The sequence below is a fragment of the Streptomyces sp. NPDC037288 genome (assembly GCF_055603265.1).
The window spans coordinates 49,033-72,590 of the sequence record NZ_JBVJVY010000015.1; the positions used below are offsets into that span (position 1 = coordinate 49,033).

The following is a 23,558-nucleotide window of genomic DNA, read 5'->3' on the forward strand; positions in this document are numbered from 1 at the left end:
TCGGTCCTGACGGGGGATCAGGCCAGGCGGCCCACCCGGTCCTTCAGTTCCGGCGGGCTGATCTGGGACTTCTTGACGGCCGAACCCGTCGTGCCCCACTTCTTCAGGATCCTGGCGTACGTGCCGTCGGCCAGCAGTCTGTTGACCGCCGCCTGGAAGGCCGGGGCCAGCTTGGTGCCCTTCTTGAAGGCGAAGCCCACGTCCAGGCGGTGGTACTCGTTCAGGAACTTCAGTCCCGACTGGTGGGCCACGGCGTAACGCAGGCCGTTGATCGTGGACATCACGATGTCGCTGCGGCCCTGCTGGACGGACGACCAGATCGCGCTCTGCTCGGAGTACGTCTGCACCCGGTACGCCTTCTTGCCCGCGTCGGTGCACACGTGCGTGTTCTCCTCCAGCGTGGCCTCGAAGGTGGTGCCGGCGCCGGTCGCGACGTTCAGACCGCACAGTTGCCGCAGGTCGGTGATCTTCGTCAGCCTGCTGTCCCTGCGGGTGGCGAAGCCCTGGCCGTCGTTGACGTAGGTGACGAAGTCGATGGTCCGGCGGCGCTCGTCCGTGACGCCGAAGTTGCTCGCGCCGAAGTCGTACTTGCCGCTGTCCAGCGCGGGCAGGATCGCCTCGAAGCTCGCCTGCTCCACCTTCAGTTCGATACCGAGCACCTTGGCGACCGCCCGAGTGAAGTCGACGTCCTGGCCGGTCAGTGTCTTGCCGTCGGACAGGTAGGTGGTGCCGGGCGGAGTGCCGCCGACGCTGATCGCGACGGTGAGGCGGGTGGTGCCGGCGGGCAGCAGCCCGGCCGCCGTGTCGTCCCTCCTCTCGCCGGAGACGATGTCCGTGGTGGGCACCTCGCCGGACTTGGCCGCCGCCGCGGACGGGTCCGTCCCGCCCGAGCCGCAGGCGGTGAGGAGCATGGCGGCGGACACAACGCCGACAAAAGGTGCGAAAAGACGCGTACGCATCGGTGGCGGTCTCCTGGGAGCAGACAGGGTGCAGAGCGCGAGGGGAGGGGGCGCGTGTGAAGGCGAGGAAGAGAGGGAGAACGCGAGGGCGCCCGCTCACAGGGCAGGCGCAGGCAGGGGGTCAGCTCAACAGGAAGAGGACCACACGCGACCGAAGTCGATGTGGGAGCGCGTGACCAGCCACTGCTGTGGATGCATGGGCCAAGTGGAACAGGCATCCGGTTTCGCGTCAACTGACGTGAGACGTACGGCTCAGAGTTCGGACAACCTTGACAGTGCACCGAAACGCCCGCGTACTCTCGGTGGACGGCCCTGCTGAGGGGCTCGGCCGTACTCGCGCCACGCGGCGCTTCCGTGTGAAGGCACTCACCGTGTTCTGACGTTCCACCAAGCGTCACGGAGCCTTCGCATGTCATCCGACACCCTCGCCAAAGTGCCCACCACGGCGGACCTTCCCGAGCCTTCCCACGCCCCGCGGATCGTCCCGCGGCGCCGGTACGGCCAGTGGGCGGCAGCCGTCGCCGTCCTCGCCCTGCTCGGGCTCGCCGTCAACTCCGTCCTGCGCAACCAGGCGTTCCAGTGGGACGTCGTCGCCGAGTACTTCACCACGGACCCCATCCTGCGCGGACTGTGGCTCACGCTGTGGCTGACCGCGGTCGTGATGGTCCTCGGCTTCGCCCTCGGCACCCTGCTCGCCGCCTTCCGGCTCTCCGCCAACCCCGTGCTGCGGGCGGTCGGTTGGGGCTATGTGTGGCTGTTCCGGTCGATCCCGATCCTGGTGCAGCTGCTCCTGTGGTTCAACATCGGGGCGCTGTACCCGCAGGTGTTCGGCGTGCGGACCGTCAACCTGCTCACCCCGGTCGCCGTCGCGATCCTCGGACTCACCCTGCACGAGGCCGCCTTCGCCGCCGAGGTCGTCCGGGCCGGCATCCTCTCCGTGGACCGCGGGCAGACCGAGGCCGCCCAGGCACTCGGCCTGAGCCGGTGGCGGCGCTGGTGGCGGATCGTGCTGCCACAGGCCATGCGGTCCATCGTGCCGCCCGCCGGCAACATGCTCGTCGGCACCCTCAAGGGCACCTCGATCGTCAGCGTCATCGCCGTCAACGACCTGCTGTACTCCGCCCAGTTGGTCTACCACCGCACCTACCAGGTCATCCCGCTGCTGATGGTCGCGACCCTCTGGTACGCGGTCGTCACCTCGCTGCTCGGCCTCGGCCAGCACTTCATCGAGAAGTACTACGCGCGCGGCACGGAGAACGCCCGATGAGGCCGCAACTGGTGATCGTGGGAGCCGGGCCGCGGGGGACCGGCCTCCTGGAGCGCATCGCCGCCAACGCCCCCGAGCTGTACGCCCGTACGGGCCTCGACATCCATCTCGTCGACCCGCATCCGCCGGGCGGCGGCCGCATCTGGCGCCAGGCCCAGTCACCGCTGCTGTGGATGAACTCGCACGCCGAGGACGTCACCATGTTCACCGACGAGACGGTGGCCATGGACGGCCCGGTGCGCGAGGGCCCCACCCTGCACGAGTGGGCCGGGCTGGACGGCACCACCTTCGCCGACCGGCAGCTCCAGGGCCGCTATCTGCGCTGGGTGTACGAGCAGGCCGTGGCCGCCCTGCCCGCGGACGTCACCGTCCACCACCATCCCCGGCGCGCCCTGCGCGTCAGCGGCCCGCGCGAGGGCCGCCAGCAGGTGTGGCTGGCGGGCCGCTCGCGTCCCCTCCTCGCCGACCTGGTGGTCCTCGCCATCGGCCACCTCGACGCCGAACCCGACGACGAGCAGGCCGCGCTGGCCGCCTACGCCCGCGAACACGGCCTGGTCCACCTGCCGCCCGACTTCACCGCAGACAGCGACCTGTCCCCGCTGGGACCCGGCGAACCCGTCCTCGTGCGGGGCTTCGGACTGGCCTTCGTCGACCTGATGGTGCTGCTCACCGAGGGCCGCGGCGGGCGGTACGAGGGCGACGCGTACCTTCCCTCGGGGCGGGAGCCGGTGCTCTACGTCGGCTCCCGGCGCGGAGTGCCGTACCACTCGAAGATCGGATACGACTGGACCGGCGAACGGCCCCCGCTGCCCCGCTTCTTCGGCCCGGCCGAGGCGGACGCCCTGCTGGCCCGCCCGGACGGCTTCGAGTTCCGGCGCGATGTGTGGCCGCTGGTGGAGAAGGAGCTGGGCTTCGCCCACTACCACCGGCTGTTCACCGCCCACGCCGAGCGAACGGCGATGGCCTGGGCCGACTTCGAGGAGAAGTACGCCGTCGCGAGCGGCCCCGCCGAGGTGCAGGCGCTGGTCGCCGCCGCCGTGCCGGACCCGGCCGACCGGCTCGACCTCGCCGCACTCGATCATCCGCTGGACGGGGTGCGCCATGCCTCGCACGAGGACTTCCAGGACGGCTTGCGGGCGTACGTCGAGGCGGACCTGAGCCGCCGTCACGACGCCTCGTACAGTGCGGATCTCGGTGTCTTCCTCGGGCTGCTCTCCGTCTACGGGCAGCTCGTGCGGCTCGGAAACACCGGCCCCTGGTGGCACGGCTTCTTCAGCTACCTGGCGTCCGGGCCGCCCGGGCCCCGGCTGCGGCAGATGCTCGCGCTGTCCCGGGCCGGGCTGCTGAAGTTCGTCGGCGCCGGCATGAGCGTCACCGCCGAGGACGGGGTGTTCCGGGCCGCCAGTCCCACCGTGCCAGGCTTCTCGGTCGAGGCCCGCGCGCTGGTCGAGGCCCGGCTTCCCGAGCCCGCCGTCGGGCGGGCCCGCGACAGCCTGCTGCGCGAACTGCACACTGACGGCGCCGCCGAGACTCCCGAAGGACTGCTCCGGGTCGCTCCCGCCGACGGCCGGATCCTCGACGCGGCCGGACGGCCGCACCCCCGGCGCTTCGCGCTCGGCCCCTACACCGACGCCCGCACCCCCGGCGCCTTCACCCGGCCGCGCACCGGCGGGGCGGCGTTCCGGCAGAACGACGCCACCGCCCGGGCGGCGCTGGCCTTTCTCAGCGCCTCACACATGAAGGAACCCACGCGATGAGCGTCATGGTCGACATCAGGTCCGTACACAAGAGCTTCGGCTCGCTCGACGTCCTCAAGGGCATCGATCTGCAGGTACGCGCCGGTGAGGTGACCGTCGTGGTCGGCCCCTCCGGCTCCGGCAAGTCCACGTTGCTGCGCACCGTCAACCACCTGGAGAAGGCCGACCGGGGCGAGATCAGCGTCGACGGTTCACTGATGGGGTACCGGCGTGCCGGGGACAAGCTGTACGAGCTGCCCGAGCGCGAGGTGCTCCGGCAGCGCACCCGGATCGGGTTCGTCTTCCAGAACTTCAACCTCTTTGCGCACCTCACGGTCCTGGACAACGTCGTCGAGGCGCCGGTGTCCGCGCTGAAACGGCCCCGGAGGGAGGCGGAGGAGGGTGCGCGCCGGCTGCTGGAGCGGGTGGGGCTCGGCGACAAGGCCGACGCCTACCCCCGGCAACTGTCCGGCGGACAGCAGCAACGGGTGGCCATCGCCCGGGCGCTCGCCCTGGAGCCGAAGCTGCTGCTGTTCGACGAGCCGACCTCGGCCCTCGATCCCGAGCTGGTCGGCGAGGTCCTCGACGTCATCAGGGACCTGGCGGCTCAGGGCACGACGATGATCGTCGTCACGCACGAGATCGCGTTCGCCCGTGAGGTCGCCGACACGGTGGTGTTCATGGCCGACGGCAGGGTCGTCGAACAGGGGCCGCCGGCCGAGGTGCTCGGCGCCCCGCGTCAGGAGCGGACTCGGGCGTTTCTGGCGAAGGTGCTGTGAGGATGGGCGCCGCCGTGGGGTGCGCTGTGTGCGCCGCCGTCCGCCGCCGTCGTGGTTGCTCGCCGTCGCGGCCGAAACACGGGGTGCGGAGGCGTCGGGCATGAGCAGACTGCTGTGTCTTGCCGCCGCCGTCGACCTGCCGGGCTGCTTCGGTGCCGAACCGTACGTCGAGCTGGTCCGGCTCGCCGAGCGCGGTGGGCTGGACTTCGTGACGCTGGACGACTCCTTCGCCCGGCCCGGCCCCGACGCGCTCGCCGTGCTGTCCCGGGCGGCGCCCGCCACCCGGCGCGTCGGCCTGGTCCCGACCCTCACCACCACCCACACCGAGCCCTTCCGGGTGCAGGCCGCCGTGGCGACGCTGGACTGGGTCAGCCGGGGACGGGCCGGCTGGCGGATCGACGTGTCCGCCGGCGAGGGCGAGGCCCGGCTCTTCGGCCGGCGTCCGGCGGAGTCCTGCGAGGCGCTGTGGGACGAGGCGGGCGAAGTCGCCGACGTGGCCGCGAGGCTGTGGGACAGCTGGGAGGACGGCGCCGAGATCCGGGACGTGCCGACCGGCCGCTTCCTGGACCGGGACAAGCTGCACCGCGTCGACTTCACCGGCGGCGCCTTCTCGGTCCGGGGCCCCTCGACCGTGCCCCGGCCGCCGCAGGGCCACCCCGTCCGCGTGGTAGACGCCACCGAGGGCCAGGCCCGTACCGTCGCCGCCCGGTACGCGGACGTGGCCCTGATCCGCGCCGCGACACCGGCGCAGGCCGCCGCCGTACGCGACGAACTGCGCGTCCGGGCCGCCGAGTCCGGGCGGCACCCGGACACCCTGCGGACCCTGGTGAGCCTGCTGGTCGACCTAGGCGACGGAGAGTACGCGGCCGAGCCCGGACACGGTGGCGGCGGCCCGCGGCCGACCGTGCGGGGGCCGCTGTACCGGGGCGGCCCGGTGGATCTCGCCGAGCTGGTCGCCGGCTGGCACGCCGACGGTGTCACCGACGGCTTCCACCTCGTGCCCGTCGAGCCGCGCCGTGACCTGGAGCGGCTGGTCAACGGCACGGTGGCGGTCCTCCAGCACCGCGGCCTGTTCCGCACCTTCTATCCGGGCAGCACCCTGCGCGAGCACCTGGGCCTGGCCCGGCCCGCCAACCGGTACGCCGTGACCGGGGGAACGTCATGACCGTACGACGGCAGATGCACCTGGCGGCCCGGTTCCCGGCGGCCGGCGACACCGCCGTGTGGACCGATCAGCGGCCCGGCGCGCAGATCGCGTTCGCCTCCTACGAACGCCTCGCCCGCACCGCCGAACGCGGACGGTTCGACTTCCTGCTGCTCGCCGAGGAACTGCGGCTGCCCGAGCACCGGGGACGGCCGCACGACCTGGACCCGGTGGGCCGGCCGGAACCGGTCGCCGTACTGAACGCGCTCGCCGCGGTCACCACCCGGCTGGGCCTCGCCGCCGGCGTCAGCACCGCCTTCGGTGAGCCCTACGAACTGGCCCGCCGGCTCGCCACCCTGGACCAGCTCAGCGCCGGCCGGGCGGCCTGGCACACGGTGACCACGACGGACGCCCGCGCCGGTGCGAACCACCGCCCCGGCGGCCATCCGGCCCCCGGCGCCCGGTCGGTGGAAGTCGTGGACGTGGTAAGGGAGTTGTGGGGTTCCTGGACGCCCGACGGGGCGCCCCGGCCGTTCGCGTACCGCGGCCGGTGCTTCGACATCGCGGGCGAGTTCGCCCTGCCCCGCTCCCCGCAGGGGCATCCCGTGCTCATCCGGGCGGGGGAGTCCGGGGAGGCCCGGGAGTCGGCCGCGGCCTCGGCCGACGTGTACCTCGTCCGGCACGGCTCGCCGGAGGCGGCCCGCACCCGCCGCGCCGACATCCAACGGCGGCTCGCGGCGTACGGCCGCGCACCGCACGACCTGAAGGTCATGCCCGCTGTCACCGTCGTCCTCGGAGACACCGCCGCGGAGGCGCAGGAGCGGGCCGCCGGGATCCGTCGGCAGCTGATCACCCCGCGCTACGCGCTGTTCGCGCTGGAGCGGGTCTGGGGGACCGACCTGTCCGCCTGCGATCCGGACGGCCCGTTGCCCGAGAGCGCCCCGCTGGCCCGGGACGGCGAGACCCTGGCGGTCGCCGAGCGGTGGCGTGCGCTCGCGCGGGAGAAGGGGCTGTCCATCAGGGAGACCGTGATCGAGGCGAGCGCAGGGCAGTCCTTCGTCGGCACGCCCGACGCCGTCGCCGCCGAGCTGGACCGGTACGTCCAGGAGGGAGCCGCGGACGGTTTCGTCCTCGTCCCGCAGCTCACGGACGGGCTGCGGGAGTTCGTGGACCGGGTGGTGCCGCTGCTCCAGGAACGCGGGGCGCTTCGCGCGGAATACCAGGGCGGCACTCTCCGCTCGCACCTCGGGCTGGCGTGTCCGGTATGGAAGGGTTGAGCGCAGATGAAAGGAACCGGTGGCATGACGACGGACGCGTCCGAGGCATGGCAGCAGTGGCGCGACACGCGCGTGGAGACGGTCTCGGCGTCCTACGGGCCGCTCGCGCTGACCGCCACCCACTGGATCGACGACTATCCGGAGGGGCGACTTCCGGACATTCCCGGGACCTGGGTGGCGGACGGTGAGGGGGTTGTGCTCACGGCCGTCGAGGCCGACGGACTGACCGTGGACGGGCGGCCCTTCGCGGGCGAGGTCCGGCTCGTCGCCGACCTCGGGCCGGAGGCCGGGTGGCGGGTCGCGCTGGCGGAGAAGCGGCTGGTGGTGCTGGTCCGCGAGGGTGTGTCCGGGGAGTGCGGGTCTACGACCCCGGGTCCGAGGCCCGGCGCGCCTTCAAGGGCATTCAGGCCACCGCGTACGACCCCCGGTGGTCGGTGCCGGGGCGGTTCACGCCGTACGACGGCACGCGCACCGTGCGGGTCGGCAACGCGGACGGGCGTGAGCGGGGGCTCGCCCTCGCCGGTGAGCTGGCCTTCGCCCTGGCGGGCCGGGAACTGACGCTGCGGGTCGCACAGCAGGGCGACGGGCTGCTGTGGGCGGTGTTCGCCGACGCCACCAGCGGCGACACCAGCTTCCGGTTCCGCTTCCTCCATCCGTCCGCACCGGACGCCGAGGGGCGTACGACCGTCGACTTCAACCGCGCCCAGCTCCCGCCGTGCGCCTTCGCCGACCACTTCATCTGCCCGTTCCCGCCGCCCGGCAACACGCTGGACGTGGTGATCGAAGCGGGCGAGCGTGCTCTGAGCTGACGTCAAGAGGGTGCTGCGTAAGAGTGGTTTAAAGTCGGACGGCCGAAAGGCACTCTTGTGGCGACCGGTCGTTCGGCCGAATACTCCCCCTCAGCGCTTGTCAGGGCATGCATGTTCGGAATCCGGCCACACCCCTGGCTGCGACTCACGGGCCCCGACCCCACGCGGGCCCCCGACTTCCCCTGGGAGGGAACGAAAAGTGAGGATCAAGCGCACCACTCCCCACAGCGGCACTGCGAGACGGACCCGGCTGATCGCCGTGGCCACCGGCCTCCTGGCCGCAGCGGCGTTCGCCGCCCCCACCGCGAACGCCGGCGACGACGGCCACACGTTCAGCGCCGCCCAGCTCAGCAGGGTCGACGACTCCGTCCTCAAGGCCGACGTACCCGGTACGGCCTGGGCGGTGGACACCAAGACCGACCGCGTCGTCGTCACCGTCGACAGCACGGTGTCCAAGGCCGAGATCGCCGAGATCAAGCGGCAGGCCGGCGCCGACGCGGGCGCGCTCACCATCAAGCACACACCCGGCAGGTTCAGCAAGCTGATCAGTGGTGGCGACGCCATCTACGGTGGTTCCTACCGCTGCTCGCTCGGCTTCAACGTGCACAGCGGCAGCACCTACTACTTCCTGACCGCCGGTCACTGCGGCCAGGTCGCCTCCACCTGGTACAGCAACTCCAGCCACAGCACGGTGCTCGGCACCAACGTCGGCTACAGCTTCCCGGGCAACGACTTCGCGTTGGTCCGGTACACCAACTCCTCGGTCTCCCACCCGAGTTCCGTGGGAAGCCAGTCCATCACGAGGGCGGCCACGCCGTCCGTGGGCACGACCGTCTACCGGCGCGGTTCCACCACCGGTACGCACAGCGGCCGGGTCACCGCGCTGAACGCCACCGTGAACTACGGCGGCGGTGACGTCGTCTCCGGGCTGATCCAGACCACGGTGTGCGCCGAGGGCGGCGACAGCGGTGGTCCGCTGTACGCGGGGACCGTGGCGTACGGGCTGACGTCCGGGGGCAGCGGTGACTGCACCTCCGGCGGTACGACGTTCTTCCAGCCGGTGACCGAGGCGTTGAGCTACTACGGGGTCACCTTGCCGTAGCGAGTCCGGCTCCGGCTTCCTCGAAGTCCCCGCACGCGTCGCGCGTGCGGGGACTTCCGGTTGCCCGGCGGTGGAGAGGACGAAGCCCGGCAGGGAGGAGAACAAGCCATGCACTGTCGTGACGTTCCGCTGCGGTGCACTTGCACCCTGGTGTTTGCAGTGCGAATTCCCAGGTGTGACCGTGGCGAGTCAAGCTCATGGGGGGTGCGCAACCCCGCTGTGCGCGCGTCCTGAAGTCAACCTTGTGTGCTCCCCGTGCCCTTCGGAAGAGTAGGCGCTCGTCAACCAGTCTTCCGGTCCGTCGAGTCCCCACAACTCGCGGGCCATCCCCCCACAGGAGAACGTGAGTTGAAGCACCGACGCATAACCGGGCGGCGGGCCGCCCTGGCCGGGGCGGGAATCGCCGCACTGGTCGCCGCGGGTGTCACGTTGCAGAATGCGAACGCCAGCGAGCCTGCCAAGTCCGTTCCGCAGGCGCGGGTCCTGTCCGCTCCGGCGGCTGGAAACCTCGCCTCGACGCTGCTGAGCCGCCTCGGATCCGGCGCTGCGGGTAGCTACTACGACGCCTCGGCCAGGAATCTCGTCGTCAACGTGGTCGACCAGGGTGCCGCGAAGGCCGTCGAGGCGGCCGGGGCCAAGGCGAGACTCGTCGCCAACTCGCTGGCCGCACTCGACGGCGCGCGGACGACGCTGAAGAAGGACGCGACCATTCCGGGGACGTCGTGGGCGATCGACCCGGTCGGCAACAAGGTCGTCGTCACCGCCGACAGGACGGTCTCCGGCGCGCAGTGGGCCAAGCTCGGCCAGGTGGTCGACGGGCTCGGCGGCAAGGCCGAGCTGAAGCGGTCGAAGGGGGAGTTCAAGCCCTTCATCGCCGGTGGTGACGCGATCAGCGGGTCGGGTGGGCGGTGCTCGCTCGGCTTCAACGTGGTCAAGGACGGGCAGCCGTACTTCCTGACCGCCGGGCACTGCACCGCGGAGATCTCCAGCTGGTCGGACTCCGGCGGCAAGGAGATCGGGCGGAACGCGGAGTCCCACTTCCCGGGGACCGACTTCGGGCTCGTGAAGTACACGGCGCAGGTGGACCATCCGAGCGAGGTCGACCTGTACAACGGGTCCACTCAGAAGATCACCGGGGCCGCCGAGGCGACGGTCGGGATGAAGGTGACGCGCAGTGGGTCGACGACCCATGTGCACGACGGCACGGTCACCGGCCTGAACGCCACGGTGAACTACCAGGAAGGCAGCGTCAGCGGTCTCATCCAGACCGATGTGTGCGCCGAGCCCGGTGACAGCGGCGGCTCGCTGTTCTCGGGGAGCAACGCCATCGGGCTGACCTCCGGGGGCAGCGGTGACTGCACCTCCGGCGGGGAGACGTTCTTCCAGCCGGTCACCGCGGCGCTGTCCGCCACAGGGGCGAAGATCGGCTGACGCGTTCGACCGCGCCGCGTTCCGCGAAGCCCCGTCCCCGGGTGTGTGGGGGCGGGGCTTCGCGCTCTGTTTGTGCAGGTGAGGGGCGGCCTCAAGGATGTCGTACACATGTTCGGGAATGGGGGTATGGTGGGGGTGGAAGTAGGGAACTGATGTTCGAGAGCTGTTCGGGGCTCGCGAGTGCGGGAGGTGGGTGTGCCGGGCTTCGCGCATCTGCACACCGTCTCCGGGTTCTCCCTGAGATATGGGGCATCCCATCCGGAGCGGCTGGCCGAGCGCGCCTCGGAGCGGGGAATGGACGCCCTCGCTCTGACCGATCGGGACACCGTCGCCGGTGCGGTGCGCTTCGCCAAGGCCTGTGCCGGGGTGGGGGTGCGTCCGGTCTTCGGGGTGGATCTGGCGGTGGCCGAGGCCGAAGCCGTACGGCGTGAGCGGCGGAAGGTGCCGGTGCGGGGTGGGGCCTTTGTCGACGAGTCGGCTCCTCGTGTGACCTTTCTCGCCCGGGACGGCCGGGGGTGGGCCGATCTGTGCCGGATCGTCACGGCGGCGCATGCGGGTGCGGGCGGGCCTGAGCTGGCCTGGCCGGACAACCACGGTGACGGCCTGACCGTGCTGCTCGGCCCCGGCTCGGACGTGGGGCGGGCCCTCGCGGCGGGGCGTCCCGATCGGGCCGTGAAGCTTCTCGGGGCGTGGCGTGAGGTCTACGGTGACGCGCTGCGGCTGGAGGCTGTGTGGCAGGGGCGTACGGGTACGGGACCCGGGTCGCTGCGGCTGGCCGCCCGTACCGTCGGGTTCGCCGCCGAGCAGGGGGTGCGGCCGGTGCTCAGCAATGCCGTCCGGTATGCCGATCCCGGGGCGGGGCCTGTCGCCGATGTGCTGGATGCCGCCCGCCGGCTGGTTCCGGTCGACCCGCGCGGGGAGCTGGACTCCGGGGAGGCGTGGCTGAAGGACGCGCGGGCGATGGCGGGGGTCGCCGAGCGGGTGGTGGAGGCTGCCGGGTACCGGCGGGACACCGCCCTGCGGTTGCTGGAGCAGACCCTGGCCACGGCCGAGGAGTGCCGGGTCGATCCCGAGGGGGATCTCGGCATCGGGACCGTGCGTTTTCCCGAGGCGCATCTGGTGGGTGCCGGGCGGCGCACCGCCCAGCGGGCCCTCGCCTCGCGGGCGGTGGCGGGGATGCTGCGGCTCGGGTACGGCGGCAGGTGTGCGTACTGGGAGCGGATGCACCACGAGCTGGACATCATCGCCCATCACGGCTTCGCCTCCTACTTCCTGACGGTCGCTCAAGTGGTGGACGACGTACGGAAGATGGGGATCCGGGTGGCCGCTCGTGGTTCCGGTGCGGGCTCCCTCGTCAATCATCTTCTGGGAATCGCGCACGCCGATCCGGTCGAGCACGGGTTGCTGATGGAGCGCTTCCTGTCCAAGGAGCGTGTGGTGCTGCCGGACATCGACATCGATGTGGAGTCCGCGCGCCGGCTGGAGGTCTACCGGGCGATCATCGACCGGTTCGGCACCGAGCGGGTCGCGACCGTGTCCATGCCGGAGACCTACCGGGTGCGGCATGCCATCCGGGACGTGGGTGCCGCCCTGTCCATGGACCCGGCTGAGATCGACCGGCTGGCCAAGTCCTTTCCGCACATCCGGGCCCGGGACGCGCGGGCCGCGCTGGAGGAGCTGCCCGAGCTGAAGCGGCTCGCAGGGGAGAAGAAGCGGTACGGCAGGCTGTGGGAGCTGGTCGAGGCGCTCGACGCCCTGCCGCGCGGAGTCGCCATGCATCCGTGCGGGGTGCTGCTGTCCGACGCCTCGCTCCTCGCCCGTACGCCGGTGGTGCCGACCAGCGGCGAGGGACTGCCGATGTCGCAGTTCGACAAGGAGGACGTGGAGGATCTCGGGCTGCTCAAGCTCGATGTGCTGGGTGTTCGGATGCAGTCGGCCATGGCGCACGCGGTCGCCGAGGTGGAGCGGGTGACCGGGGAGCGGGTCGATCTGGACGCGGTGCCGGAGGGGGACCCGGAGACGTATCGGCTGATCAGGTCCACCGAGACGCTGGGGTGCTTCCAGATCGAGTCGCCGGGGCAGCGGGATCTGGTGGGACGGCTGCAGCCGAGTACTTTTCATGATCTCGTGGTGGATATCTCGCTGTTCCGCCCCGGGCCCGTCGCCGCCGACATGGTGCGGCCGTTCATCGAGGCGCGGCACGGCCGGGCGCCGGTGCGTTACCCGCACCCGGACCTGGAGGAGTCGCTGAAGGGGACGTACGGGGTCGTCGTCTTCCACGAGCAGGTCATCGACATCGTCGCCGTCATGACGGGTTGCGGGCGGGGCGAGGCCGACCGGGTGCGGCGCGGGTTGTCCGACCCGGAGTCGCAGGGGCGGATCAAGGTGTGGTTCGCGCAGGCCGCGGCCGCTCGGGGGTACAGCGCGGAAACGATCCGGCAGACCTGGCAGATCGTGGAGGCGTTCGGGTCCTACGGGTTCTGCAAGGCGCATGCGGTCGCCTTTGCCGTGCCGACGTATCAGTCGGCCTGGCTGAAGGCGCATCACCCGGCCGCTTTCTACGCCGGGCTGCTCACACACGATCCCGGGATGTATCCGAAGCGGCTGCTGCTGGCCGACGCGCGCCGGCGCGGGGTGCCGATCCTGCCGTTGGACGTGAACGTGTCCGGGGTCGCCCATCGGATCGAACTGGTGTCCGAGTCCGGGGTGTGGGGGCTGCGGCTCGCCCTGTCCGATGTGCACGGCATCAGCGAGGCCGAGGCCGAACGGATCGCGGACGGGCAGCCGTACGCGTCACTGGTGGACTTCTGGGAGCGGGCACGGCCCAGCCGTCCGCTGGCCCAGAGGCTGGCCCAGGTGGGGGCGTTGGACGCCTTCGGTGCCAACCGGCGGGATCTGCAGCTGCACCTGACCGAGCTGCACCGGGGCGCCCGGGGCGGTGGCGGCGGTCAGCTGCCGTTGGCGGGCGGGCGGAAGACCGCGCCGGCGGGGCTGCCGGACCTGACGTCGGCGGAACGGCTCAGCGCCGAGCTGGGTGTGCTGTCCATGGACGCCTCGCGCAATCTGATGGACGACCACCGGGAGTTCCTCAAGGAACTGGGCGTGATCTCCGCGCGCCGGCTGCGCGAGCTGCGGCACGGCGAGACCGTGCTGGTCGCGGGCGCCAAGGCGGCCACCCAGACCCCGCCGATCCGCTCCGGCAAGCGGGTCATCTTCTCCACGCTGGACGACGGCACGGGCCTGGTCGACCTGGCGTTCTTCGACGACTCGCACGACGCCTGCGCGCACACCGTCTTCCACTCGTGGCTGCTGCTGGTGCGCGGAGTGGTGCAGCGGCGGGGTCCGCGCAGCCTGAGTGTGGTGGGTTCCGCCGCCTGGAACCTCGCCGAGCTGGTGGAACTGCGTGCCGAGGGCGGCCTCGACGAGGTGGCGGCGCGGCTCGCCGTGCCGGTGGCCGAGGGTGCGGGCGGAGACCCGACCGGTGGGCGGCGGATCCAGCTGCCGACCGGATACGAGATGCATCCGTGGGCCGATCTGCGGCCCGCGGGGCAGGAGGCCTCACAAGGGCCTGCCGCCATGCGGAAGTTGTGGCACCAGAGTCCGGGGAGTGCGGGATGACCATCCTCTGCGTACGTTTCCAGCTGCCGCCGATGTACGAGGCGGCCCTGCCGGGACTGCTCGGGTTGCTGGAGGACTTCACTCCGGTCGTCGAGGCGCTGCCCCCGGACGGGGCGCTGGCCGATCTGCGCGGGGCCGAGCGGTACTTCGGACGCAGCGCGGTGGAGCTGGCCTCGGTGATCCGGGTGCGGGCCCTCGCGCGGTACGGCGTCGACTGTGTGATCGGCGCCGGTCCGGGCCCGATGCTGGCCCGCGTGGCGCTGTGCGACGCCCGGCCCGGGGTGACGTGTGCCGTACCCGAGGACCCGGACGGCATCGCCGCCTTCCTCGCCGAGCGGCCGGTGTCCGCGCTGCCCGGCGTCGGCACGGCGACCGCCCGCACCCTGAGCGAGTACGGCCTGGACACCCTGGGCCTGGTCGCCGCCGCGCCGCTGTCCACGCTCCAGCGGCTGATCGGCGCCAAGGCCGGCCGCGAGCTGCGCGAGAAGGCGAGCGGCGTCGACCGGGGCCGGGTCGTGCCGAACGCCGTCTCGCGGTCGCTGGCAACGGAACGCGCCTTCGAGATCGACGAGTTGGACTCCGGCCGGCACCGCAGGGCACTGCTGTCCGCCGCCGAGGAGCTCGGTGCCCGGCTGCGCGCGGTGCGGAAGGTCTGCCGCACCCTGACCCTCACCGTGCGCTACGCCGACCGCTCCTCCACCACCCGCAGCCGCACCCTGAAGGAGCCGACCGCGCACTCGGCGGCCCTGACGAAGGTGGCCTACGGCATGTACGAGGCGCTCGGCCTGCAGCGCGCCCGGGTCCGCGCGCTCACCCTGCGCGCCGAGGGCCTGGCCCCCGCCGACCAGGCCTCCTGCCAGCTCACCTTCGACCCCGTGGACGAGAAGGTGCGCCGTATCGAGGAGGTCGCGGACCGCGCGCGGGCGAAGTTCGGCCCCAGGGCGGTGATGCCGGGGGCGCTGGGGCGTGGCGGCGGTTCCACGTCTGTCAGTTGGCCCAGGGCGGCGTGATGCGTGTGCCGTCGGCCAGCTCCGCCTCCAGGCCGATGGACGTGGTGACCCAGGAGATCGCCGTGTGATCGGCCTGGTTCTCCACGCCGAGGGTCGCGCCGGGGTTGATGATCACCGTGTCACCGGCGGAGATCCGCTCGGTCCGGCCGTCGAGCGTGATCAGCAGTTCCCCGACGAGCAGATGGAAGATCTCCTCGCGGTTGACGGTGTGGGCGGGCGCCTTGGTGCCCGCCGGGATCTCCCCGCGCCAGGCGCACAGCTCCTTGCTGCCGGTGAGCGGGGTGGCGTACGAGACGAAGCGGGCGCCGTGGATCTCATGGGTCGTGGCCTCGGACGAGCGGATGACGGGCATCGCGGTGATCTCCGTTCAAATGGTCAAGTGACTTGACTACATGGTCAAGCTGGTTGACCAAACTGTCAAGGGTGTTTCAATGCCTCCGTGCAGAACTCCGAAGCCATGGCCCTGTCCGCCGCCCTGCTCGCCGCCGCCGGCGACCTCACACAGCGCATCCACGACGGGGTGGTGGCGCGCGGGTTCACCGATCTGCGGCCGGCGCACGGCTTCGCCTTCGCGCGGCTCGCCCCGGGCGGCGTCACGGTCACCGACCTTGCGACGCACCTCGGGGTGACCAAACAGGCCGCGAGTCAGCTGGTGGACGAGATCGTACGCAAGGGCTACGCCGAGCGGCGGGCGCATCCGCAGGACGCGCGGGCCCGGCTGGTCGTGCTGACCGAGCGCGGCCGGGCCTGTACGCGGGCGGCGGAGGAGGCGGCGGCCGAGGTCGTGGGGGAGTGGGCCGTGCTGCTGGGCGAGGGTGAAGTGCGCGCACTGGGGCAGCGTTTGGCGCGGATCGCCCCCTATGGTCCGATCAAGCCCTCCTGGTGACGGTCCGTCACCGTTCGGCGGCAGTCTGGTTATCACTGCATGTTTTTACTGACGCGTAACTTCACACCTGTGCTACTCGCCCGTAACTTGACGAGTGAACAGCATCCTCGTGATCCGGATCACAGGGTAAGGCCCCCACCTGCCTTGAGCCGCAAGGAGATCACACGATGCTGCCCTGGAAGCGCATGCTCAGACCCCTCGCCGCGCTGCTCCTCACCACCGCCGTCGCCGCCGTTCCGGCCGCCGCCGCCCACGCCGCCGACGCTCCCAGCAGCGGCTGGAACGACTTCTCCTGCAAGCCCTCCACCGCCCACCCCCGCCCGGTCGTCCTGGTGCACGGCACCCTGGGCAACTCGGTCGACAACTGGCTGTCCCTCGCCCCGTATCTGAAGAACCGCGGATACTGCGTCTTCTCCCTCGACTACGGTCAGCTGAACGGAGTCCCCCTCTTCTACGGCCTCGGCCCCATCGACAAGTCGGCAGAGCAACTGTCGGCCTTCGTCGACAGGGTGCTCGTCGCGACCGGCGCCCCCAAGGCCGACCTCGTCGGCCACTCCCAGGGCGGCATGATGCCCCGCTACTACCTGAAGTTCCTCGGCGGAGCCGCCAAGGTGAACGCCCTCGTCGGCCTGGCCCCGGACAACCACGGCGCCGGCCTGAGCGGTCTCACCAACCTGCTGCCGTACTTCCCCGGCGCCGGGGACCTGATCAAGGCCACCACCCCCGGCCTCGCCGACCAGATCCCCGGCTCCGGCTTCCTCACCAAGCTCAACGCGGACGGCGACACCGTCCCCGGAGTGCACTACACGGTCGTCGCCACCAAGTACGACGAGGTGGCCACCCCTTGGCGGAGCCAGTACCTGAGCGGCTCGGACGTCCGCAACGTCCTGCTCCAGGACCTGTGCCCGCTCGACCTCTCCGAGCACGTCGCGATCGGCCTGTTCGACCGCATCGCCTTCCACGAGGTGGCCAACGCGCTCGACCCGGCCCACGCCACCGCCACCACCTGCGCGTCGGCCTTCAGCTGACGTGCCGCCGGGGCCTGTCCGACCTGAGCCGCCGGACAGGCCCCGGAACCCTCACCGGCGGTGGGCACCGCCTGCCGCGCGCCGCCGCACCGACAGGAACAGCGCCGCCGAACCGAGCGCCAGCGCCGCCGCCCCGCCGATCGCGACGTACGAGGTGCCGGTGGAGGCACCGGTCTCCGCGAGACCGTCCGAAGCACCGGCCGCCTTCGGCGCGTTGGACACGGTGGTGGGCCGCTGGGCGGGGGCGGCGGTGCCGTCGCCGCCGTGCCCGTGGTGCCGCATCGTCGACTTGTCGGCACCGTCCGCGATCTGCCGGTCGGAGGGTGCGGAGGCCGTCGGAGCCGGGCCGGCGCCCGTGCCCCCCGCGTCGCCGCCGCCGAAGTCCACGTCCGAGCAGGAGTAGAACGCCTCCGGACTGTCCGAGCGCTGCCAGATCCCGTACAGCAGCTGTCGGCCGGACCGCTCGGGAAGCGTGCCGGAGAACGTGTAGAAACCACCCGAGGCGACCGGGTCGGTGACCGTGGCCACCGGGTGCCGCAGATCCAGTTCCGTCCAGGACAGCGGCTTGGCGGGGTCGTAACCCGGCTTGGTCAGATACACCGTGAACGTGCCCTTGTGCGGAGCGGTCACCCGGTACTTGAAGGTGTACGACCCGCTGTGCACGCTGGTGGCGGGCCAGTCGGCGCGGGCCAGATCCAGGCCCCTGAACTCCGCGTTGTTCGCGCTGCACAGCTTGCCGTCCGGCACCAGCTTCCGGTGCTGCCCTGCCGCGTTGCCGATCCGGACGCCGTTCCAGTCGTACAGCGCCTGTGTGCCGCCGGCCGCCACCGCCGCCCTGCACGCGGCCGACTTCGGGCTCTCCGGCCCCTCCGCGTAGCACTGCGAGACACGGCTGACCGGGGCGCCCATCGAACCGTGTGCGGACGCGGGGGCGGCGGCGAGCGCGGTCAGGGCGAGCGGCGGCAGACCGAGCACGGCGACGACGGCGGCCGCGCGGCGGGCACGAGCGGGCATGCGGAACTCCTCGAAAAACGGTCCTGCGGGGGCTGGATCCCGTGGGGGCGATCCGAAGCTAGCCCCAAGGAACCGCGAAACCGCCTGCTGGGGGCGGGTGGAGGGGATCCTTATGGTGCCGTTAAGGGGGTACTCAGACTGCGCTCAGGTAGATAGCGTGCGTCCATGATCGAGAAGCCCCCGGCGCACGTCCGGCCTGCCCTCGCCGGTGATGTGCCGGCCGTCAAGGCGGTGACGGACGCGGCCTATCGGCACTACATCGAGCGCATCGGCGTGGTGCCGCAGCCCATGGAAGCGGACCATGCGGCGAACGTGGCCGGCGGCAAGGTGTTCGTCACCGGGGAGCCCGTGGTCGGGCTGGTCGTGATCGAGGCGTTCCCCGGCCATCTGTTCCTGGACAGCGTCGCCGTCCGTCCCGACGCCCACGGTACGGGCGTCGGGCGGCTGCTGCTGCACTTCGTCGACGCACGCGCGCGTGAGCTGGGGCTCGGTGAGGTCAGGCTCTACACGAACGCGCTGATGTGGGAGAACCAGAAGATCTATCCGAAGTACGGATACGAGGTCGTGGAACGCCGCGTGGAAGGGCCCTACGACCGGATTCACTACCGCAAGCGGCTGGGCTGACGGCCCCGGCGGGGTCAACCGTCGGGCCACCAGGTGCGCGCGATGTCCCTGCGCACCTCGGGACGCCCGGCGGGGCGCTCCTCCGCCTCTTCGCGGATCCGGCGGCTGTCCGTCTTCTTCAGGGGCTTGTGCACGGTTGCGCGGCGCATGACTGCCTCCTTCAGTGCCTACCGAGTTTCGCGCTGTCGCGGAGGTAGACGCTTTTGGGGAGAGTTCCTCATCGGAGCCGGGTTGTCAGTGGCGGGTGTCACTCTTGGCGCATGACGAACGAGACTGGGCACAGGGTCGCGGCGGATACCCCTGACGTGGACCGGGATGTGGACTGGGACACCGAGGCGGCCGGCTTCGACGACGAGCCGGACCACGGTCTGCGCGACCCCGACGTGCGTGCGGCCTGGGCGGACCGGCTCCGTTCCTGGCTGCCCGAGCGCCCCGTCGACGTCCTCGACCTCGGCTGCGGCACCGGCAGCCTGTCGCTGCTCGCCGCCGAACAGGGACACCGGGTGACGGGCGTCGACTCCTCCCCGGCGATGGTCGAGCGGGCCCGCGCCAAGCTCGCCGGGCGCGACGCGGTGGTCCTGCGCGGGGAGGCGGCGGCTCCGCCGGTGGGGGAGCGGCGCTTCGACGTGGTCCTCGTCCGGCATGTGCTCTGGACACTGCCGGGACCCGACCGGGTGCTGCGGCACTGGCGGGACCTGCTGCGGCCCGGAGGCCGTTTCGTGCTGGTCGAGGGCGTCTGGGGCACCCTCCACCCCGTCGGGATACCGGCACAACGGCTCACCGCGCTCCTGGCACCGCTGAGCTCCGGCGTACGCGTGGAGCGACTGGCCGACGACCCTCTGCTGTGGGGGAGGGCCGTGGACGACGAGCGGTACGCGGTGGTGGCCACGGTGTGAGGCCGGGGGCAGGGTGGAGGCCGGGGTGTCAGGCGAGCAACTCCCCGAAGCCGCCGGTGCGGGCCAGCGTCTCCAGTTCCCCGAGGGCGGCCACGGCGGCGGACGCGGCCTCGGGGTCCGTCTGCGTGAGCCCGCTCTCGGCGAACTCGTCCTCGTCCAGGCGCCGTACGTCCGTGCCGTCGGCGGAGCGCCACAGGTCCAGGTCGAGGTCCTCCACGACCAGTTCACCGCCGTCGCGGACCGCCGGACGGGTGATGTCGCAGTACCAGCCCTTGACCGTGCCGTCCGCGGCACGGACCTCCTTCACCGAGTACCAGCGGTCACGCCAGTAGTACTCGGTGAAGACGTCCCCGGGTTCGAAGCGGACGAAGCCGAAGTCGCGGACACCGGAGCCCGCCCAGGGCGCACGTACGGCGATGCGGGTGCCGTCGTCCCGGAGCAGCTCCGCCGGATAGCGGATCTTCGTCCGGCCGGCCTTGACCAGGATGACGTCCAACCGGTTCGCCGGCTCAGACCACTTCACGGACATAGCGCACCTCCGTCGCGCAGATCTCGTACCCGAGCCACTTGTTGATCGCGATCATCGGGGCGTTCCCGGTGTCGTTGCCCGTGAACGCCTCGGTGACACCCGTTGCCCGGGCCCGGTAAAGGGAGTGGAGCTTGGCGAGCTTGGCCAGGCCGCGCCCACGATGGGACCGCGCGGTGCCGGTCATCGCGGTGGCGTACCTGGTGCCGCCGTCGGTGTAGGCCACGCTGAAGGCGACGGGACGGCCCTCGGCACACGCGGCCACCGTCAGGTCGCGGTCCAGCAGCGGATGCCTCCAGTGCTGCTCGATCCAGGCCTCGTAGTCGCACAACCCGTAGTCGACGTCACCGGGTTCGTCCGGCATCGTCTCCGCGTCCAGCTCGAACAGCGGGCGTGGATCGTCCGCGAAGTCCGCGGCCGTACGCAGTTCGACGCCCGGCGGGGTGTCCGGGAGGGGCGGGAGGGCGGAGCCCGCCAGGTCGAGGCGCAGGAAGTGGGCGGAGCGGCTGCTGCGATAGCCGTGCCGTTCGGCGAAGGCGCGGTTGGCCGGTTCGTCGAGGACCCAGCTGAGCAGCCGGGTCGCTCCCCGGGCGGTGAGGTACTCCTCGGCCGCCCGCAGCAGGAGCCGGCCGGCGCCGCGACCGGTCCGGTCCGGCCGGACGTAGATGTTCACCAGGCCCTGGCCCGGCTCGGCGCTGTCGGGGGCGAGGTGCACCTGAGCCGTGCCGATCACCTCTCCGTCCTCTTCCGCGATCAGCGGACGGTAGCGGGCCTCGGGCGGCATGTGGAGGGCGTCGTGACGGATCGAGTCCGGGGTGAACAGGATGTACGGAAGGGCCAGCCGGCGTACCCGGGCGAAGCCCTCGGTGTCGGCCGGCACGTCGGGGCGCAGGTCGCGCACGATCACTGTCATGAGCAGGCACGGTAGGCGGAGGCGGACCGGGGATGCCTCTCATTTTCCGGCGGGTACGGGACAATCACCGTGTGAGCCTGAAGATCCGCATCGATGACAGCGCGCCCCCGTACGAGCAGGTGCGGGCGCAGATTTCCGAGCAGGCACGGTCCGGGGCGCTGCCGGTGGGGTACCGGCTGCCGACCGTACGGGGGCTGGCCGAGTCCCTGGGCCTCGCCGTGAACACCGTGGCCAAGGCGTATCGGGCGCTGGAGAACGACGGGGTGATCGAGACGCGGGGGCGCAACGGCACGTTCGTGGCAGCCGCCGGCTCGGCCGCGGAACGCGAGGCTTCCCTGGCCGCTCAGGCGTACGTGGAGCGGGTGCGGAGGCTGGGGTTGGGGGAGTCGGAGGCGTTGGCCGCCGTGCGGGATGCCCTGCGGGCGGCTTACGGGGAGGGCTGAGGAGAGTCCGGCACCGCCGGGCCGCGCCGTCGGCGGCCGAGCGCCCTCGCGGCGGAAGGGAAATCGGCCGAGGCCGAGGAGTCACCCGTGCTTCGCCGGCTCCGGGAGCCGGGTCACCGTCAGCCCCGCCCGTCCCGCCGCCCTCCCGAACGTCACCGCGTCTCGCACCGCCGCCCCGCCCGGGTCGTTGTTGAAGTACGCGTACACGTCCTCCCCGTCCGACCACGTCGTCGCGATGCGGTCCACCCAGGTTTCCAGGGAGCGGCGGCCGTAGCGGGGCCAGGGCCGGGCCCGGCCCTGGTGGAAGCGGACGTAACCCCAGTCGGTGGTGCGCCACAGTGGGGTGACCGGGCGGGCCAGGACGTCCGCCCAGCACAGGGCCGCGCCCCGCGCCGACAGCACCTCGCGCACCTCGGGCGTCCACCAGGATTCGTGGCGGGGTTCGACCGCGACCCTGGTACCGGGCGGGAAGCAGGCGAGGCAGGTGTCCAGGAGGGAAGGGTCCACGCGCAGGGTGGGCGGGAGCTGGAGGAGGACCGGGCCCAGACGGTCACCGAGACCCGCCGCGTGGCTCATCAGGCGGTGGACCGGTTCCTCGGGGTCCTTCAGGCGTTTGATGTGGGTGAGGTAGCGGCTGGCCTTGACCGCCACCACGAAGTCCGCGGGGACGCGGTCGCGCCAGGTGGTGAAGGTGTCGTACGACGGCAGTCGGTAGAACGCGTTGTTGATCTCCACCGTGGCGAACAGCCGCGTGTACTCCTCCAGCCACAGCCGCGCCGGGACCCCGGCCGGATAGACGAGGTCCCGCCAGTCCTTGTACTGCCACCCGGAGGTGCCGACGAACAAGGTCACAGCACCATCAAAGCACTACAGGTACAGGCCCGCGTCCGCGCCGTCCCGCGCCCCCGGCACCGAGGTCGGGGTCGTGCCCCGGCGCAGTGCGTACAGCTCGGCCAGCGACGCCCCCTCCCGGCCGACGCCCTCCTCGGTGCCCAGCCAGTTCACCGCCTCCTTGCGGGTCAGCGGGCCGACCTCGATGCGGGCCAGGCAGCGGCCGGGACGGACCACGGCCGGGTGCAGGCGCTCCAGGTCCTCGTTGGTGGTGACGCCGACCAGGACGTTGCGGCCCTGGCCGAGCAGGCCGTCGGTGAGGTTCAGCAGCCGGGACAGGGCCTGGCCGGCCGTGTGCTTGGCCTCGCCGCGGATCAGTTCGTCGCAGTCCTCCAGGAGGAGCAGGCGCCAGCGGCCCTTGCCCGCCGAGTCCTCCTCGCCGATCGCGATGTCCATCAGATAGCCGACGTCCGAGAAGAGGCGCTCCGGGTCGAGCACGCAGTCCACCTGGCACCAGTCGCGCCAGGAGCGGGCCAGGGTGCGCAGGGCGGAGGTCTTGCCGGTGCCCGGAGGGCCGTGGAGGAGGAGCAGGCGGCCCGCGATGTCCTCCGGGGTCGTCCTCATCAGGCGGTCCATGGCCTCCGCCACCGGCGCCGTGTAGTTGGGCCGCACCTCGTCCCAGGTGCCCGCCGAGATCTGGCGGGTGGTGCGGTGCGGGCCCCGCCTGGGGGAGACGTACCAGAAGCCCATCGTCACGTTCTCGGGCTGGGGTTCCGGCTCGTCCGCGGCGCCGTCCGTGGCCTGGTCGAGGACCCGCTTGGCCAGTTCGGCGCTGGTCGCGGTCACCGTGACGTCCGCGCCGCGGTTCCAGCGGGAGACCAGCAGGGTCCAGCCGTCGCCCTCGGCGAGGGTGGCGCTGCGGTCGTCGTCGCGGGCGACCCGCAGGACCCGGGCGCCGTCGGGGATCAGGGTCGCGCCGGAGCGGACGCGGTCGATGTTCGCCGCGTGCGAGTACGGCTGCTCGCCCGTCGCGAAGCGGCCGAGGAACAGCGCGTCGACGACGTCGGACGGCGAGTCGGAGTCGTCGACGTGGAGCCGGATCGGCAGAGCGTCGTGTGGGTTCGCAGACATGCGGCCATGATCCGGCACGAGCGCGCTCCGCGCATGGTATTTCGATCCCAGGAGAGAGTGGTTCGTCAGCCGCGGCCCGTCGGGGGGCCGGTCGCGCCCACGCGGCGGAGCCGCATGTCGGCACAGCCCCGCGC

The 23,558-nt window shown here is 71.8% G+C and carries 22 protein-coding genes and 1 pseudogene; 15 read left to right on the top strand and 8 right to left on the bottom strand.

The window, feature by feature from the left end:
* Positions 1-17: 17 nt before the first annotated feature.
* Positions 18-959, bottom strand: coding sequence for an ABC transporter substrate-binding protein (locus ACZ7GZ_RS19175; RefSeq protein WP_471025470.1), 942 nt, complete (start codon positions 957-959; stop codon positions 18-20).
* Positions 960-1,368: 409 nt separating this feature from the next.
* Here ACZ7GZ_RS19175 and ACZ7GZ_RS19180 point away from each other — a divergent pair, with 409 nt between their 5' ends.
* The 10 genes and pseudogenes from ACZ7GZ_RS19180 (at position 1,369) to ACZ7GZ_RS19225 (ending at position 15,132) form a co-directional block, all read left to right on the top strand.
* Positions 1,369-2,226 (top strand): amino acid ABC transporter permease, encoded by an 858-nt coding sequence (locus ACZ7GZ_RS19180; RefSeq protein ID WP_471025472.1) that lies wholly within the window; start codon positions 1,369-1,371, stop codon positions 2,224-2,226.
* Positions 2,223-3,983: an FAD/NAD(P)-binding protein gene (locus tag ACZ7GZ_RS19185; RefSeq protein ID WP_471025474.1), complete on the top strand. Its 1,761-nt coding sequence runs from the start codon at positions 2,223-2,225 to the stop codon at positions 3,981-3,983. Before ACZ7GZ_RS19180 ends, ACZ7GZ_RS19185 begins: the two co-directional genes overlap by 4 nt.
* Positions 3,980-4,741, top strand: coding sequence for an amino acid ABC transporter ATP-binding protein (locus tag ACZ7GZ_RS19190; protein ID WP_471025475.1), 762 nt, complete (start codon positions 3,980-3,982; stop codon positions 4,739-4,741). The genes ACZ7GZ_RS19185 and ACZ7GZ_RS19190 overlap by 4 nt, the downstream gene beginning before the upstream one ends.
* A 100-nt stretch (positions 4,742-4,841) precedes the next feature.
* The gene (locus ACZ7GZ_RS19195) at positions 4,842-5,906 is read left to right on the top strand and encodes an LLM class flavin-dependent oxidoreductase (protein ID WP_471025476.1); all 1,065 of its coding nucleotides are present in this window, start codon (positions 4,842-4,844) and stop codon (positions 5,904-5,906) included.
* Positions 5,903-7,162: an NtaA/DmoA family FMN-dependent monooxygenase gene (locus ACZ7GZ_RS19200; protein ID WP_471025479.1), complete on the top strand. Its 1,260-nt coding sequence runs from the start codon at positions 5,903-5,905 to the stop codon at positions 7,160-7,162. The genes ACZ7GZ_RS19195 and ACZ7GZ_RS19200 overlap by 4 nt, the downstream gene beginning before the upstream one ends.
* Positions 7,163-7,186: 24 nt before the next feature.
* Positions 7,187-7,971 (top strand): annotated as a pseudogene (locus ACZ7GZ_RS19205) (DUF1684 domain-containing protein).
* Positions 7,972-8,170: 199 nt separating this feature from the next.
* Entirely contained in the window at positions 8,171-9,073 is a 903-nt protein-coding gene (locus tag ACZ7GZ_RS19210; protein WP_471025482.1) for a S1 family peptidase, read from the top strand.
* 348 nt (positions 9,074-9,421) lie between these two features.
* Entirely contained in the window at positions 9,422-10,504 is a 1,083-nt protein-coding gene (locus tag ACZ7GZ_RS19215) for a S1 family peptidase (RefSeq protein ID WP_471025484.1), read from the top strand.
* Positions 10,505-10,699: 195 nt separating this feature from the next.
* A complete protein-coding gene (locus ACZ7GZ_RS19220) occupies positions 10,700-14,122 on the top strand; it encodes a DNA polymerase III subunit alpha (RefSeq protein ID WP_471025486.1) in 3,423 nt (1,140 codons plus the stop codon).
* Positions 14,119-15,132: a DNA polymerase Y family protein gene (locus tag ACZ7GZ_RS19225; protein ID WP_471025488.1), complete on the top strand. Its 1,014-nt coding sequence runs from the start codon at positions 14,119-14,121 to the stop codon at positions 15,130-15,132. Before ACZ7GZ_RS19220 ends, ACZ7GZ_RS19225 begins: the two co-directional genes overlap by 4 nt.
* On the opposite strand, the gene ACZ7GZ_RS19230 is transcribed toward ACZ7GZ_RS19225, so the two are convergent.
* A complete protein-coding gene (locus tag ACZ7GZ_RS19230) occupies positions 15,110-15,484 on the bottom strand; it encodes a cupin domain-containing protein (protein ID WP_471025490.1) in 375 nt (124 codons plus the stop codon). The two genes, ACZ7GZ_RS19225 and ACZ7GZ_RS19230, sit on opposite strands and share 23 nt — an antisense overlap.
* A gap of 87 nt (positions 15,485-15,571) precedes the next feature.
* Here ACZ7GZ_RS19230 and ACZ7GZ_RS19235 point away from each other — a divergent pair, with 87 nt between their 5' ends.
* Both ACZ7GZ_RS19235 and ACZ7GZ_RS19240 read left to right on the top strand, forming a co-directional pair.
* Positions 15,572-16,018: a MarR family winged helix-turn-helix transcriptional regulator gene (locus tag ACZ7GZ_RS19235; RefSeq protein ID WP_471025491.1), complete on the top strand. Its 447-nt coding sequence runs from the start codon at positions 15,572-15,574 to the stop codon at positions 16,016-16,018.
* Between the two features lie 167 nt (positions 16,019-16,185).
* Positions 16,186-17,046 (top strand): esterase/lipase family protein, encoded by an 861-nt coding sequence (locus tag ACZ7GZ_RS19240; RefSeq protein ID WP_471025494.1) that lies wholly within the window; start codon positions 16,186-16,188, stop codon positions 17,044-17,046.
* Positions 17,047-17,097: 51 nt separating this feature from the next.
* On the opposite strand, the gene ACZ7GZ_RS19245 is transcribed toward ACZ7GZ_RS19240, so the two are convergent.
* Positions 17,098-18,060, bottom strand: a complete 963-nt coding sequence (locus ACZ7GZ_RS19245) for a lytic polysaccharide monooxygenase auxiliary activity family 9 protein (protein WP_471025496.1) — start codon at positions 18,058-18,060, stop codon at positions 17,098-17,100.
* 165 nt (positions 18,061-18,225) lie between these two features.
* On the opposite strand from ACZ7GZ_RS19245, the gene ACZ7GZ_RS19250 reads away from it, so the two are divergent.
* The gene (locus tag ACZ7GZ_RS19250) at positions 18,226-18,684 is read left to right on the top strand and encodes a GNAT family N-acetyltransferase (RefSeq protein WP_471025499.1); all 459 of its coding nucleotides are present in this window, start codon (positions 18,226-18,228) and stop codon (positions 18,682-18,684) included.
* Between the two features lie 14 nt (positions 18,685-18,698).
* On the opposite strand, the gene ACZ7GZ_RS19255 is transcribed toward ACZ7GZ_RS19250, so the two are convergent.
* Entirely contained in the window at positions 18,699-18,833 is a 135-nt protein-coding gene (locus ACZ7GZ_RS19255; protein ID WP_471025501.1) for a hypothetical protein, read from the bottom strand.
* A 111-nt stretch (positions 18,834-18,944) separates the two neighbouring features.
* Between ACZ7GZ_RS19255 and ACZ7GZ_RS19260 the strand changes: the two genes are divergently transcribed.
* On the top strand, positions 18,945-19,580 hold the full coding sequence (locus ACZ7GZ_RS19260; protein ID WP_471025504.1) for a class I SAM-dependent methyltransferase: 636 nt from the start codon (positions 18,945-18,947) through the stop codon (positions 19,578-19,580).
* A 28-nt stretch (positions 19,581-19,608) separates the two neighbouring features.
* Here ACZ7GZ_RS19260 and ACZ7GZ_RS19265 read toward each other — a convergent pair whose 3' ends face one another.
* Positions 19,609-20,109, bottom strand: coding sequence for a ribonuclease FAU-1 family protein (locus ACZ7GZ_RS19265; protein WP_471025506.1), 501 nt, complete (start codon positions 20,107-20,109; stop codon positions 19,609-19,611).
* Positions 20,090-21,019 carry a GNAT family N-acetyltransferase gene (locus ACZ7GZ_RS19270; protein WP_471025509.1) on the bottom strand — a complete coding sequence of 310 codons (930 nt, stop codon included), beginning with the start codon at positions 21,017-21,019 and terminating at the stop codon, positions 20,090-20,092. Before ACZ7GZ_RS19270 ends, ACZ7GZ_RS19265 begins: the two co-directional genes overlap by 20 nt.
* Positions 21,020-21,090: 71 nt before the next feature.
* Between ACZ7GZ_RS19270 and ACZ7GZ_RS19275 the strand changes: the two genes are divergently transcribed.
* Entirely contained in the window at positions 21,091-21,462 is a 372-nt protein-coding gene (locus ACZ7GZ_RS19275) for a GntR family transcriptional regulator (RefSeq protein ID WP_360091446.1), read from the top strand.
* A gap of 81 nt (positions 21,463-21,543) precedes the next feature.
* On the opposite strand, the gene ACZ7GZ_RS19280 is transcribed toward ACZ7GZ_RS19275, so the two are convergent.
* Entirely contained in the window at positions 21,544-22,314 is a 771-nt protein-coding gene (locus ACZ7GZ_RS19280; protein WP_471025511.1) for a DUF72 domain-containing protein, read from the bottom strand.
* Between the two features lie 15 nt (positions 22,315-22,329).
* A complete protein-coding gene (locus ACZ7GZ_RS19285) occupies positions 22,330-23,424 on the bottom strand; it encodes a DUF5925 domain-containing protein (RefSeq protein ID WP_471025513.1) in 1,095 nt (364 codons plus the stop codon).
* Positions 23,425-23,558 lie beyond the last annotated feature (134 nt).

Excerpts from the sequence above, each read along its gene's own strand:
- ACZ7GZ_RS19195 (WP_471025476.1), top strand. The coding sequence starts at position 4,842 with ATGAGCAGACTGCTGTGTCTTGCCGCCGCCGTCGACCTGCCGGGCTGC.
- ACZ7GZ_RS19225 (WP_471025488.1), top strand. The coding sequence starts at position 14,119 with ATGACCATCCTCTGCGTACGTTTCCAGCTGCCGCCGATGTACGAGGCG.
- ACZ7GZ_RS19190 (WP_471025475.1), top strand. The coding sequence starts at position 3,980 with ATGAGCGTCATGGTCGACATCAGGTCCGTACACAAGAGCTTCGGCTCG.
- ACZ7GZ_RS19180 (WP_471025472.1), top strand. The coding sequence starts at position 1,369 with ATGTCATCCGACACCCTCGCCAAAGTGCCCACCACGGCGGACCTTCCC.
- ACZ7GZ_RS19230 (WP_471025490.1), bottom strand. The coding sequence starts at position 15,484 with ATGCCCGTCATCCGCTCGTCCGAGGCCACGACCCATGAGATCCACGGC.
- ACZ7GZ_RS19265 (WP_471025506.1), bottom strand. The coding sequence starts at position 20,109 with ATGTCCGTGAAGTGGTCTGAGCCGGCGAACCGGTTGGACGTCATCCTG.
- ACZ7GZ_RS19185 (WP_471025474.1), top strand. The coding sequence starts at position 2,223 with ATGAGGCCGCAACTGGTGATCGTGGGAGCCGGGCCGCGGGGGACCGGC.
- ACZ7GZ_RS19255 (WP_471025501.1), bottom strand. The coding sequence starts at position 18,833 with ATGCGCCGCGCAACCGTGCACAAGCCCCTGAAGAAGACGGACAGCCGC.
- ACZ7GZ_RS19240 (WP_471025494.1), top strand. The coding sequence starts at position 16,186 with ATGCTGCCCTGGAAGCGCATGCTCAGACCCCTCGCCGCGCTGCTCCTC.
- ACZ7GZ_RS19260 (WP_471025504.1), top strand. The coding sequence starts at position 18,945 with ATGACGAACGAGACTGGGCACAGGGTCGCGGCGGATACCCCTGACGTG.
- ACZ7GZ_RS19285 (WP_471025513.1), bottom strand. The coding sequence starts at position 23,424 with ATGTCTGCGAACCCACACGACGCTCTGCCGATCCGGCTCCACGTCGAC.
- ACZ7GZ_RS19250 (WP_471025499.1), top strand. The coding sequence starts at position 18,226 with ATGATCGAGAAGCCCCCGGCGCACGTCCGGCCTGCCCTCGCCGGTGAT.
- ACZ7GZ_RS19175 (WP_471025470.1), bottom strand. The coding sequence starts at position 959 with ATGCGTACGCGTCTTTTCGCACCTTTTGTCGGCGTTGTGTCCGCCGCC.
- ACZ7GZ_RS19200 (WP_471025479.1), top strand. The coding sequence starts at position 5,903 with ATGACCGTACGACGGCAGATGCACCTGGCGGCCCGGTTCCCGGCGGCC.
- ACZ7GZ_RS19270 (WP_471025509.1), bottom strand. The coding sequence starts at position 21,019 with ATGACAGTGATCGTGCGCGACCTGCGCCCCGACGTGCCGGCCGACACC.
- ACZ7GZ_RS19245 (WP_471025496.1), bottom strand. The coding sequence starts at position 18,060 with ATGCCCGCTCGTGCCCGCCGCGCGGCCGCCGTCGTCGCCGTGCTCGGT.